The sequence below is a fragment of the Acinetobacter sp. YH12241 genome, assembly GCF_013417535.1.
In the GTDB taxonomy this organism is placed as follows: Bacteria; Pseudomonadota; Gammaproteobacteria; order Pseudomonadales; family Moraxellaceae; genus Acinetobacter.
In genome coordinates this window covers 74,923-87,742 of record NZ_VPDQ01000008.1, presented here as the reverse complement: position 1 = coordinate 87,742, position 12,820 = coordinate 74,923, and the positions used below count along the sequence as shown (strand labels likewise).

10 protein-coding genes are annotated in these 12,820 nt (G+C 45.4%); 1 reads left to right on the top strand and 9 read right to left on the bottom strand.

Features of this window, described 5'->3' with window-relative positions:
* Window positions 1-2: 2 nt before the first annotated feature.
* Window positions 3-2,705, bottom strand: a complete 2,703-nt coding sequence (aceE, locus tag FTV18_RS06860; protein ID WP_180011097.1) for a pyruvate dehydrogenase (acetyl-transferring), homodimeric type — start codon at window positions 2,703-2,705, stop codon at window positions 3-5.
* Between the two features lie 350 nt (window positions 2,706-3,055).
* Entirely contained in the window at window positions 3,056-3,745 is a 690-nt protein-coding gene (locus FTV18_RS06855) for a M23 family metallopeptidase (protein WP_180017267.1), read from the bottom strand.
* 110 nt (window positions 3,746-3,855) lie between these two features.
* On the opposite strand from FTV18_RS06855, the gene FTV18_RS06850 reads away from it, so the two are divergent.
* On the top strand, window positions 3,856-4,296 hold the full coding sequence (locus FTV18_RS06850) for a DciA family protein (RefSeq protein WP_004781492.1): 441 nt from the start codon (window positions 3,856-3,858) through the stop codon (window positions 4,294-4,296).
* A 99-nt stretch (window positions 4,297-4,395) separates the two neighbouring features.
* Here FTV18_RS06850 and lpxC read toward each other — a convergent pair whose 3' ends face one another.
* The 7 genes from lpxC to murG all read right to left on the bottom strand — a co-directional run bounded on the left by lpxC (window position 4,396) and on the right by murG (window position 12,505).
* Window positions 4,396-5,298, bottom strand: a complete 903-nt coding sequence (gene lpxC / locus FTV18_RS06845; RefSeq protein ID WP_034170289.1) for a UDP-3-O-acyl-N-acetylglucosamine deacetylase — start codon at window positions 5,296-5,298, stop codon at window positions 4,396-4,398.
* A 126-nt stretch (window positions 5,299-5,424) separates the two neighbouring features.
* Window positions 5,425-6,612 (bottom strand): cell division protein FtsZ, encoded by a 1,188-nt coding sequence (gene ftsZ, locus FTV18_RS06840; protein ID WP_180017270.1) that lies wholly within the window; start codon window positions 6,610-6,612, stop codon window positions 5,425-5,427.
* A 159-nt stretch (window positions 6,613-6,771) separates the two neighbouring features.
* Window positions 6,772-8,034, bottom strand: a complete 1,263-nt coding sequence (gene ftsA / locus FTV18_RS06835) for a cell division protein FtsA (RefSeq protein ID WP_034170249.1) — start codon at window positions 8,032-8,034, stop codon at window positions 6,772-6,774.
* A gap of 71 nt (window positions 8,035-8,105) precedes the next feature.
* Window positions 8,106-8,960 (bottom strand): cell division protein FtsQ/DivIB, encoded by an 855-nt coding sequence (locus FTV18_RS06830; RefSeq protein WP_179991919.1) that lies wholly within the window; start codon window positions 8,958-8,960, stop codon window positions 8,106-8,108.
* Window positions 8,961-8,963: 3 nt separating this feature from the next.
* Entirely contained in the window at window positions 8,964-9,893 is a 930-nt protein-coding gene (locus FTV18_RS06825) for a D-alanine--D-alanine ligase (RefSeq protein WP_159123788.1), read from the bottom strand.
* 53 nt (window positions 9,894-9,946) lie between these two features.
* On the bottom strand, window positions 9,947-11,395 hold the full coding sequence (gene murC, locus FTV18_RS06820; protein ID WP_005232692.1) for a UDP-N-acetylmuramate--L-alanine ligase: 1,449 nt from the start codon (window positions 11,393-11,395) through the stop codon (window positions 9,947-9,949).
* A gap of 12 nt (window positions 11,396-11,407) precedes the next feature.
* A complete protein-coding gene (gene murG, locus FTV18_RS06815; protein WP_159123787.1) occupies window positions 11,408-12,505 on the bottom strand; it encodes an undecaprenyldiphospho-muramoylpentapeptide beta-N-acetylglucosaminyltransferase in 1,098 nt (365 codons plus the stop codon).
* Window positions 12,506-12,820 lie beyond the last annotated feature (315 nt).

The following is a 12,820-nucleotide window of genomic DNA, read 5'->3' as shown; positions in this document are numbered from 1 at the left end:
GATTAGTTCTCCTCTTTGTAGTCAGCAACAGCATGCAGTTCCGGGGTCGCCTGTGGCGCCCAAGCCACCGGACGATCAGTATCTAACTCAAAGCTAGAGATCGCATCTTTCACTAAACGTGCATCGACTTCACCTTCATCTGCCAGCTTCTTCAAGGTTGCTACGACAATATGTGCAGCATCGACACCAAAGTAGCTACGCAGGTTGCCACGGGTATCTGAACGGCCATAACCATCGGTACCCAAGGCTACGAATGGACGGCTATCTGGAAGATAGGCACGGATCTGTTCGCTATAGGCACGCATGTGATCGGTAGCCGATACCACAATACCGTCCTTGTCACGTAACTGCTGAGACACCCATGGCTCTTTCGCTTCTTCAGCCAGTGGATGCAGGCGGTTATATTCTTCACATGCCATACCATCGCGAGCGAGTTCGTTAAAGCTGGTCACGCTCCAGACATTGGCATGAATCTGATATTCCTCACGCAGGATTTTTGCGGCCTTGATGACTTCACGCAGAATCACGCCTGAACCCATCAACTGAACCGTCGCTTTTTCGTCTTCTTCCAGCAGATACATACCACGCTTGATGCCTTCTTCTGCACCTTGCGGCATTGGCGGATGTTCGTAATTTTCGTTCATCAAGGTCAGATAATAGAACACACGCTCCTGATTCACATACATACGTTGCAGACCATCATGCACGATCACGGCAAGCTCATAGCCAAAGCACGGGTCATAAGAGACACAGTTTGGAATGGTGTTGGCCAGAATATGCGAATGACCATCCTGATGCTGCAAGCCCTCACCATTTAAGGTAGTACGGCCAGCGGTTGCACCCAGCAAGAAACCTTGCGCCTGTGCATCACCTGCTGCCCAGGCAATATCGCCAATACGCTGGAAGCCGAACATTGAGTAGTACATGTACATCGGGATCATTGGCAGGTTATTGGTTGAATAACTGGTCGCCAACGCCGCCCATGCACTCATTGCACCGGCTTCGTTAATCCCTTCCTGTAGCATATGACCGTCTTTGGCTTCACGGTAATGCATCAACTGTTCCTGATCTTCAGGGGTATATTGTTGACCATGCGCTGCATAGATCCCCAATTGACGGAACATCCCTTCCAGACCAAAGGTACGCGCTTCATCTGGCACGATCGGTACCACACGGTCCTTGATTGCTTTCTCTTTTAATAAGGCAGAAATGAGACGGACCATGACCATGGTGGTGGACTGTTCTTTACCGTTTGAACCTTTGAGCACAGCATCAAAAACAGAGAGCTCAGGAATCGGTAAAGATTCGCTTTCTTTGCGACGTGCCGGCAGATAACCACCCAGTGCCTCACGGCGTGCCTTCATATATTTAATTTCAGGCGAGTTTTCGCTTGGGCGGTAGAATGGAATTTCTTCCAGTTGTTCATCAGTAAATGGCAAGTTGAAACGGTTACGTACGTATTTCAATGATTCCAGCTGCATTTTCTTGATTTGGTGGGTCTTGTTCACCGCTTCAATTTCATCAGACAGACCATAACCTTTTACGGTTTTCGCCAGAATGACCGTTGGCTGACCTTTGGCCTTGGTCGCTTCTGCATAGGCAGCAAAGACTTTGTACGGGTCATGACCACCACGGTTCAGATTATCAATATCTTCATCGCTCAGGTCTTTGACCAAAGCTTCTGCTTCTGGATATTTACCAAAGAAATGTGCGCGCGCATAAGCACCACCTTTCACCTGATAGCGCTGGTAATCGCCATCTACTGCTTCTTCCATAATCGCTTTGAGTGCACCAGATTTGTCTTTATCCAGTAGTGGATCCCAATGACGACCCCAGACGACTTTAATGACACGCCAGCCGGCACCACGGAACAATGACTCAAGTTCCTGAATGATCTTGCCATTACCACGTACCGGACCATCCAGACGCTGCAAGTTACAGTTCACCACCCAGATCAGGTTATCCAGCTTCTCACGACCCGCCAGTGAAATCGCGCCCAAGCTTTCCGGCTCATCCATTTCGCCATCGCCCAGATATGCCCAGACTTTACGGTCTTCTTCCTTAATCAAGCCACGGTTCATCAGATACTTTTGAATATGCGCCTGATAGATCGACATGATTGGACCCAGACCCATCGATACCGTCGGGAACTGCCAGTAATCTGGCATCAAGTAAGGATGAGGATAAGAGGGTAAGCCTTTGCCGCCGACTTCACGACGGAAATTATTCAGATGCTCTTCAGTTAAGCGACCTTCTAAAAATGAGCGGGCATAAATCCCCGGTGCACAGTGACCTTGATAGTAAATCAGGTCGCCACCGAAGCTGTCGTTATTGGCACGGAAGAAATGGTTAAAACCCACATCGTATAAAGTGGCAGATGAAGCAAAGCTGGCCAAGTGACCACCCAGGTCATCGCCGGTTTTATTTGCGCGAAGCACCATTGCCAAAGCATTCCAGCGGATCAGCGCGCGAATACGGCGCTCCATGTCCTGGTCGCCCGGCATCGCAGGTTGTTCTTCTACAGAAATAGTGTTTAAGTAGGGAGTATTTAAACGCTGAATAGGAACATGTTTGGCAATTGCGCGTTGATAAAGTTTTTCAAGTAAAAAGGCGGCGCGCTCGGTTCCCATGTGTTGCAAAACGGAGTCAAAAGCGTCTTGCCATTCTTGGGTTTCTTGAGCGTCGGTATCTCCATAAAACGCCATAATCTACAGTTCCTGAAAGCCAAATTGATCACTTATATGTATCATATTTACGGCTTATGCAGGTATGGCTCTGGCTGAATGCGATTCTGGAGTACTATTTATTATCTAAATATCCATTGACACTTTCTTACACAAAGTAACAAAAAGAAGTCAATAATGGCGATTTTTTATACGACAGTTATAATTCTCGGTGATAATATAATATCTAAAAGCAATTAGACCGAACTTCTTCTCTACTCCCTGGAAGAAATGTTCAGTCTAATTGCCTTAAAAGCGGTTTGATTGATTTTTTATGAGTATCAAGTATCAGACGTATTAAAGTATTTCAGTTATTTTGAGCAAAGCTACGCTTAAGGCAACATTGCTAAATAAGTTGAAGGATTTTTACGTTGACCGTCTTTTACTACTTCATAGTGTAGATGAGGACCAGTACAACGACCTGTACAACCTACATTCGCAATATGATCACCGGCTTGCACCTGATCTCCCACACGTGCAATCAAGCGTGAAGCATGGGCATAACGAGTAAGGTATCCATTACCATGGTTAATTTCGACATACTGACCATAACCTGTACCCCAACCCGATTTGGTTACGATACCAGGACCAGTTGCATAGATCGGTGTACCGCTTGCAGCAGCCAGATCTAGACCTGAGTGATTTTCAGCACGACCACCCATGGTACGGCCGCCAAAATTTGAGCTGACACGTTTCATGTCGGGTAATGGATGAGCCACTAACCACGAATAAGGATTATTTGAAGATGCAACTTTACTGGATGAAGAATTGCCATATTTTTGAGCAATGGTCTGATTATTCAGTTCAACCGGTTTTTCACGTAGCTGAATATTTAATTTAGTTTGTGCGGGAATATCAATATCTTCAGGATGGGTATAAGAACCCTGCGATAAAGTACGTGTTAACTGCTCAAGACGGTCAGGTGTAGCATCTTGTTGATTCAGATCCACTAAATCTGCAAAAGCTACTGAAGCAGCTGAAACCGAAATAGAAAATGCCAATAGGATACGTCGCATAGGCATATGCATAAAAAACCTCTCTAAACTGCTAATCGAGTTTCTTGAAGATCTCTTCCTTGATATCCACTTTAAGAAGCGCATAAGATTAAGACATAAACATGTAGGAATTATGTATGTCGGAACCTGTCAACGTCTTTCAAAAAACAAGAAAACAGATAAAAACAGGAAACTTTTCGTTTCTCTCATCACAAGTTTCTGCATGGCAGAAGCTTACGAAACTCGTACAACCGCTATTGCCTCAACCCGAACAATGGCAAGTTGCCTGCTATCAAAATGGTGTGTTAACGATTACTGGTGAAAACCAAGCCATGATTTCTCAATTGGCCTATCTTCAAAAGCAATACATCTCACAACTCTCTCAAATAAACGAATTAAAAGATCTCACTAAAATCCAGGTTTGCTTAAGGAATCCATCCCCTGTTCAACCGGTTCCAGAAAAATCTGAAAGAGCCTTGAGTCCAGAAACACAGGAATTACTTCGCGGTGCTGCTGACTTTATAAGCGACCCTAAGCTTAGCCAAGCTTTACTACGTTTGGCAAGCAATAAAAAGTAACATTGCAATGAGATGTAATAAATTCCAATGTTGTTTTTATGTGACAGGTGTCACATTAGATGCAGCTAAGTTATAACACAAAGACACAAAGACAAGGACTTATGTCACAGTTACATAACTAATTGGACATTGAGTTACGTCATCAAATGTTACAATTTCATAGCTGCTTGGGTCACTTTTCACGTTACGCAATAGTTGATTATTCAAAGCATGCCCTGATTTGTAACCATCAAATTTGGCAATAATCTGGTGGCCTAGCAGGTATAAATCACCTACTGCATCTAGAATCTTGTGACGTACAAACTCATCCGAGAAACGCAAACCTTCTTCATTGACCACGCCGGTTTCATCTACACCGATGGCATTTTCCAAGCTTGCACCCAAAGCCAGATTATTGGCTTTCAAGTAGTCAAGGTCTTTCATAAAGCCGAATGTACGCGCTTCACTGACTTCATAAACAAAGGTTTCTGTAGAAAAATCGATGCTGGCAGATTGATGTTCTTTTTTAAAGGCAGGATGATCAAAATCAATAGTGAAATTTAGCTGAAAGCCGTCATGTGGGCTGAAAATCGCCCGTTTATCATCGATCAGGGCTTCAACAGGTTTAATAATTTTAATAAATTTCTTTGGTGCATCTAGTTCTTGCAAGCCGCCCTGCATGAGCAGATAAATGAAAGGTCCGGCACTGCCATCCATAATGGGAACTTCTGAAGCTGACACTTCAATAATCAGGTTATCAATACCTAACCCTGCAATGGCGCTCATCACATGCTCAATCGTACCCACTTTGGCATTTGACTGAACCAGGTTCGAACACATGAAAGCTTCCTGAATCAATAAGGCATCCGCAGGAATATCGACAGGTGGATCCAGATCAATACGACGAAACACAATGCCCCCATCGGCGTGGTGCGGCACAAAGTTAATCATAACCTTCTGCCCACTATGAAGACCGATTCCGCTCGCTTTCACGATACGTTGCAGGGTACGTTGTTTCAACATGCTTTTTATCATCTGTTCACCAATAAAACCGCTATACGTTAGCATATTTGGCCATTGATAAAAAACAAAAGGTGGCTCTAAAGCCACCTTTTCTGTGCAATCATCGTAAACACATGCTGTTACATATTATTTGCGCTGTTGATTTTTAAGATAATCTTGGATGCTCATTGGCGTTGGACGCGGACTAGAAACTGAAGCGGCAGGATTAGCTGCTGCACCTGCTTCATTTTGCTGGCGCTGAATTGCCGGTACATCATCATCTTCAACTACTGCCTGTGATGATGATGGACGTACTACCTGTACATTCGCACGTTTAGTCGGCTCAACCGAATCTGCAGCATGGCGAGTCAAACCAGTCGCAATCACCGTTACACTGATTTCATCACGTGCATCCGGATCAAATACTGTACCGTAGAAGACCTGACCTTCATCCAGATCCACGATCTGGTTTACAACATCAGTAATTTCTTCGATTTCACCGAAGGTTACGTCATCACCACCAGTCACGTTAATCAGAATACCTTTGGCATTCATGATGGTGACGTTATCCAGTAATGGGCTGCGAATCGCCTGCTCTGCTGCCTGACGTGCACGGTTTTCACCACGACCCAAGCCTACACCCATCATGGCATAACCACGTGTACTCATTGCAGTTTTCAGATCGGCGAAGTCAAGGTTAATGTGACCAGGACGTACCACCAGATCAAAGATACTACGTACCGCATTCAACAGTACATCATCCGCTTTTTTATACGCATCCTTCATTGAAATATCACGGAAGACTTTCAATAGACGCTGGTTTGGAATGATGATCAGAGAATCTACATGCTGTTCTAGTGCTTCAATCCCCTTCTCAGCAGATTGCAGACGGCGTTTACCTTCAAAGTTGAATGGCGTAGTTACGACACCAACAGTGAGGATACCCATTTCTTTAGCAATTTCAGCAACGACTGGCGCAGCACCGGTACCTGTACCACCACCCATACCGGCGGTGACAAATACCATATCGGTACCTTCAAGCTGCTGGCGGATCAGTTCACGGCTTTCTTCTGCTGCCGCTTGACCGACCTGTGGATTTGCTCCAGCACCCAGACCACGTGTACTTTGCTCGCCCAGCTGAATTTTAAATTCGGCTTCCATGCGATCCAGTGCCTGTTTGTCTGTATTGGCACAGACGAACTTTACGCCCTGGATATCGGACTGCAACATATGCTGTACAGCATTACCACCCGCACCACCTACACCAAATACAGTGAAACGGGCTTGACCATTGCTATCGCTATGATCTTCTTCGAAAAATTCAAATGAGGCCATGACCTATAAAATTCCTAATTCATAATTGGCAGTCACTAAGCCCGTATACTGCCTTAATCTTGATAAAAATTGTTTTTAAGAATGCTGCTCAAGCAGGCACTTGTCAAGTACAAGCCCGATTAACTACAACTTCCCAACAATATTCACAATAAAAATCGCTTAAAAGATCGCTTTTAACGTTTCGTTAAAACCTGACCATGCCCGTTTAATGCGCTGTGTCACTGATAACTTGTCCCCGTCTTCGGTTTCAACGAGGGTTTCTTGGGTATCACTCTGACTAAACATCAACAAACCAGCCACTGTTGCATACTGGGAACGACGTAAAGCCGCTTGATGCTGTTCATCCGCATAGACCTGTACCGGCGGATTGCCCAGATGTGCTGACACACCCAAGGTACGGCGTACAAAGCTGACCATACCTTCAATCTGACTGGCATCACCGGTCAGCACCACACCATGATACAAGCCCTGCATTGCACCATGGTTCACCAGTTCATCACGCACCAGACCCATGATTTCTTCATAACGCGCCATGATAATTTCAGTCAGTTCAATCCGGCTGATGGTTTGTGGTCCGTCAATGCCTTGAAACTGAATCATATGCTCTGGTTTAACCACTTTCAGGTCAACACAGCCATAGAGCAATTTCAGACGTTCTGCTTCTTCTGTCGTGGTCTGTAAAACTGCTGCGATATCACGGGTAACATGTTCACCGCCACGCTGAATGGTATGGGTTAACGCCAGACGGCCATCCAGATAAACAGCGACATTGGTCGTTCCCGCACCGATATCCACCAGACACACGCCATATTCTTTTTCATCTTTCAGCAGGCTGGCTTCAGCAGTGGCTAGACAGGACACCACCATTTTCTCCACACCGATATTGGCCCCTTTTAAAGCGCGGTCAATATTCTGCATGGTGCTGATCGGTAACATCATCAAATGATAATGCCCGGTCATGCTATGTGCCGACATACGGATCGGGTTGAGTACCCATTCCGGTGCATCATCCAGCTCGAAGCCTAACGGCACCGCACTGACCAGATAATGATCTGAGGTGACATGGCTGGCTTTGGCCAGTTCAAGTGCCCGTACCACTTCACTGGTCGTAATTGAATGTTCACTATTATCAATTGTGGTACGACCCGAGGCATAAAAGCTTTTTAATTCAGCACTTGGGATCGAAATCCACGCAGAATGCACACGACATTCAGCCATATCTTCCGCTTCTTGTACGGCGTTTTTAATGGCGGTAATGACTTTATCGAGACTGACAATTTTTCCTTTATTCATGCCTCGGTTACGAGCGGTCGCCATCCCAATCACTTGGATATTGTCTGGCGCGTGTACCTTACCAATCAAAACTGAAACTTTGTGTGTCCCAATGTCAATCGCCACAACCGAGGGAACAGCTTCACTCATTATTAACTACTACCATTACGTGTTTGTTAGATTTATGGCTTTATAAGGCCTCTAGTTTTTAAAGCCGGTCATTATGGCTTTACTGTTACATTATTCTCAACGCCCGTGTCATTAATGGTTACAATAAATTGACCATTTACAATTTTAGGCGGAATTGAATTTTTCCATTGAATCGCCAATCCATTACGATAACGCAGGTCAATCGCTGAAATTTTTGACCATACCGGTTTTAGTTCGCTATAGGACAGATGACTCAAACGTTGCAACTTGCTCATGGTCTGGTCTTTATCGACAATCACACGCAAACCTGAATCAAACTGCATAAACCACGTCATTCGTTCAGTTAAATATAATTCTTTTAAACGAATACCTTGTGGTAAAAATAACTGATTGATTTCATTATAACGTCGCATCATGGTTTCTGCATGGCTCGCCGGCCCATGTAGTAACGGTAATGCCTGATAATTCTTGGGTGTGACTTCCGTAAAAATCACACCACTGTCACTTAGTAAACGCCCTGTTCCCCAACGTGCAATAGCATGATGCGGCATCACCCGGACATGAATCTTGTCTGGCCAGGCACGAGACACTACGACACGGTCCACCCAGGACAATTCCAGTGCGCGGTCACGAATCGATTCCAGGTCCGAAGTGAAATAGTTTTCAGTCACAATCGGTGAAACGTACTGCATGACCTGACGCTCTTCAGCTGCTGTACGCGTTCCTGCCACTTTCAGCTCTGCTACCTGAGCATCAGTCATCACCTTATACAGGCCAAAAATCCCAAAAGCCAGCACCACCAGCGCGACACACAACAAGGCCCAACCACCCAGGTTGGTTAGTTTCTCTTTGCGTGTCGGCGGCTTGTCGTGAATTGAGGTAATCGCAGCACGTTTACGGCGCATGGTTGCTGGGAGTTGAGCCATAACTTAGTGTGCCGCACCGTTTAATGTTTGTTCCAGAATCGCTACACAGAGCGCATCAAAACTATAGCCGACGGCTGCTGCCGCTTTTGGTACCAGAGAATGACTGGTCATACCTGGAACAGTATTCACTTCCAGTAACCAGAACTTACCCTGTTCATCCTGCATTGCATCAATACGGCCCCAGCCACTTGCACCCACCGCCTGGAAGGCACGTAGAGCCAAGGCTTGCAATTCTTTCTCTTCAGACTCGCTTAAGCCACATGGAATGCCATATTCCACATCATTACGCTGATATTTAGCTTCATAGTCATAGAAAGCCACATCTTCTGGCGGTTGCAGACGAATGACAGGTAGGGCCTGACCATTCAGAATTACAATGGTAAATTCACGGCCTGTGATCCATTTCTCTGCCATAACCACGGCATCATGTTCAGTGGCTTTGGCAATCGCATCAGCAAAGTCTTCTACTTTTTCAACTTTACTCATGCCAATACTCGAACCTTCGTGTACAGGCTTAATGATCAGCGGCAAATCTAGAGCAGATACAATTTCTTGCGCATTCGAGTTCTTGGTCACGATACGATATGGCGCAGTAGGTAATTCTGAACCCTGCCAAACCTGTTTGGTTTTGACTTTATCCATACCAATGGCAGAACCCTGTACGCCTGTACCGGTATATGGAATATTCAACCATTCCAGCGCACCCTGAATCTGACCGTCTTCACCGCCACGACCATGCAATACCACAAACGCACGATCATAATTTACCAGCTCGGTAACACTACGCTCTTGTGGATCAAACGCTTCTGCATTGACCCCAGAACGCATTAATGCCTCAAGTACGGCGGTTCCACTATCTAGCGAAACCTCACGCTCTGCAGATTTACCACCCAGCAATACGGCAACTTTTCCGAATTTTGAAGCATTTGACACGTTTATATCCTTAAACTTTTTGAATCTGTTCAATCAGTCATAACATGACTATTTTACTTTACATATAAATGATTTTGAGCAAGTTCGATTGAGATTGCTCCAACATTACCTGCGCCTTGGGTTAATAACAAGTCATTTGCTTGCAATACCTTTTTCATCACCTGGCTCAGGTTCCCCTCAACCGGATCAATCAGGATTGGTTCAACTTCCCCACGTAAACGGATACTACGTGCCAATGCGCGGCTATCTGCACCTACAATTGGCTTTTCCCCTGCCGGATACACTTCAAGTAAGAGCAGCTGATCGACTTGCGAAAGCACTTCTACGAAGTCATCAAAACAGTCACGGGTACGGCTAAAACGGTGCGGCTGGAACATCATCACCAGACGGCGATCTGGATGGCTGGCACGAGCGGCTTTAATAGTGGCTTCTACTTCTTTTGGATGGTGGCCATAGTCATCGACCAGCTTCACATCGCCGCCTTCAAGTTCGAATTGACCTTGTACCTGGAAACGACGACCCACACCACTAAAGCCTTCCAGTGCACGGCAAATGGCTGCATCAGATACGCCTTCATCCGTCGCAATACCAATCGCAGCCAAGGCATTGAGTACATTGTGCAGACCCGGCTGATTCACAGTCACGCGTAGCGGCTCACGATCTTTACGTAATACGGTAAAGTGGCTGCGCATACCTTCCTGTACGACATCGACGGCACGAATGTCATTATCTTCATTAAAACCATAAGTCAGTAATGGACGACCAATACGTGGCATGATTTCACGGATATTGGCATCGTCACCACACACAACCGCTAAACCATAGAATGGCAGTTTTTGCAGAAACTGGATAAAGGTATCTTTTAAAACATCGAAGCTACCGCCATAAGTATCCATATGGTCAGCATCGATATTGGTCACCACGGCAGCCATTGGTTCTAGATACAGGAATGAGGCATCTGATTCATCGGCTTCTGCCACGATATAACGACTTGCACCCAAAGCGGCATTCACACCGGTACGGTTTAGCAAACCGCCGATCACATAAGTTGGATCCAGATTTTCTTCTGCCAGCATACAGGTGATCAGGCTGGTGGTTGTGGTTTTACCGTGAGTGCCTGCAACCGCGATCCCGTGACGGTAACGCATCAGCTCACCCAGCATTTCTGCACGGCGGACTACCGGTGTACGGGTTTCAAGAGCCGCCTTGATTTCCGGGTTTTCCTTATCAATCGCGGTAGATACCACGATGACATTGGCACCCTTAATATTGCTGGCTGCATGGCCGATATAGACCTTGATACCATTTTCTTCTAATTGAGCCGTAGTTTTAGAGGCCTTGATGTCTGAACCAGAAACTTTATACCCCTGGTTTTTCAGTACTTCCGCGATCCCGCACATCCCTGCACCACCAATCCCTACAAAATGGATATGCTTGATCCGGCGCATTTCCGGGACTTTAATTAATTTCTTTGCTTGGTCTGCTGGGGTTACTGGAGACATAATTTACTCGGATTACAATTCTTGAATTAAACGGACCACATGCTGGGTCGCATCGGGTTGAGCCTGACGGCGTGCTTTGATCGCCATTTCCATCAATACCTGACGGTCAAGCATCGGCTCTAATAAGGTTTTTAAACTGTCTGGCGTCAAAGTAGCCTGCGGGCAGATTTTGGCTGCCTGCTGATTGGCCAGGAATTTGGCATTCGCAGTTTGGTGATCATCAACCGCACTTGGTAGCGGTACAAAAATCGCAGCTACACCAGCAGTTGCAATTTCAGTAACTGTCAGTGCACCGGCACGGCAAATGACCAGATCGGCGTCGCTATAAGCTTGAGCCATATCTTCAATAAACGGCTGAACTTCAACCTGCAAGGAGGCGGGTTTGTCTGCATAACGTGCGCGCGTTGCTTCAGCATGATTTTGACCACACTGATGATAGACATTTAACGGCACATTCAACTGTTTCAAGGCTTCCGGCACACGTTCATTTAAGGCTTGTGCCCCAAGTGAACCACCAACAATCAGAATTCGTAGCGGCTGGCCAGCTTTTTCCCGCTCCTGATAACGCCAGGACGGATTTAAAATTTCTGTAATTTCTTTACGTACCGGATTACCGGTGGTTACTACTTTATCTTGTGCCGGGAAAGTATCAGGAAAAGCCTGACATACCGTTTTAGCGACCCGTGACAACTGGGTATTGGTAAAACCCGCGACTGCATTTTGCTCGTGAATAATTACAGGAATACCCAGGATCCGCGCTGCCAGACCACCCGGTCCTGCCACATAACCGCCAAAGCCTGCAACAGCTTCGACTTTGAGCTGTTTCATATGCTTCATAGCACTAAGAGTGGCTTTTAAAATTTTAAACGGGGCCAAGACTTTACGCACAAAACCATTGCCACGCACACCTTGGATATCGATTTGATAAATTGGAATATTATGGTTTTTTAATAATCGGTTTTCCATGCCCGCTGGTGTTGCCAACCAGGACACTTCAATTCCTTGTTGTTGTAGATCTTTTGCAACGGCTAACGCTGGAAACACATGTCCACCCGTACCTGCGGCCATCATCATGACATGTTTAGGCTGTTTTTGCTGAGCGTCGGTCACGGTCTAATTCTTCAATTAAAAAATGAAACAGGAGGTCTAATTTAAGTCATCAATTGTAATCACAAACGCTTGCCCTTGAAAGTTTATTTACTTTATTTCAACAAGCGTTTCATTGTTTTTTTCATACTAATTTGAAGTTTAAACTAGTTTTATTATAAGGTCTGCATTTTTCCTTAGACTTAAGTGAAATATAAGCATAATTTTTGAATATTTTTCATTTAATCTTTTTATAGTCATTCCTTAAATCTATACATTTTTCACTATTTATTGGCTATTTTTCCATTTAATTCATCCTATTAACTTATGCCTAAATCA

Coding starts and splice junctions, on each gene's coding strand:
- aceE (WP_180011097.1), bottom strand. CDS start 2,705: ATGGCGTTTTATGGAGATACCGACGCTCAAGAAACCCAAGAATGGCAA.
- FTV18_RS06855 (WP_180017267.1), bottom strand. CDS start 3,745: ATGCCTATGCGACGTATCCTATTGGCATTTTCTATTTCGGTTTCAGCT.
- FTV18_RS06850 (WP_004781492.1), top strand. CDS start 3,856: ATGTCGGAACCTGTCAACGTCTTTCAAAAAACAAGAAAACAGATAAAA.
- lpxC (WP_034170289.1), bottom strand. CDS start 5,298: ATGTTGAAACAACGTACCCTGCAACGTATCGTGAAAGCGAGCGGAATC.
- ftsZ (WP_180017270.1), bottom strand. CDS start 6,612: ATGGCCTCATTTGAATTTTTCGAAGAAGATCATAGCGATAGCAATGGT.
- ftsA (WP_034170249.1), bottom strand. CDS start 8,034: ATGAGTGAAGCTGTTCCCTCGGTTGTGGCGATTGACATTGGGACACAC.
- FTV18_RS06830 (WP_179991919.1), bottom strand. CDS start 8,960: ATGGCTCAACTCCCAGCAACCATGCGCCGTAAACGTGCTGCGATTACC.
- murC (WP_005232692.1), bottom strand. CDS start 11,395: ATGTCTCCAGTAACCCCAGCAGACCAAGCAAAGAAATTAATTAAAGTC.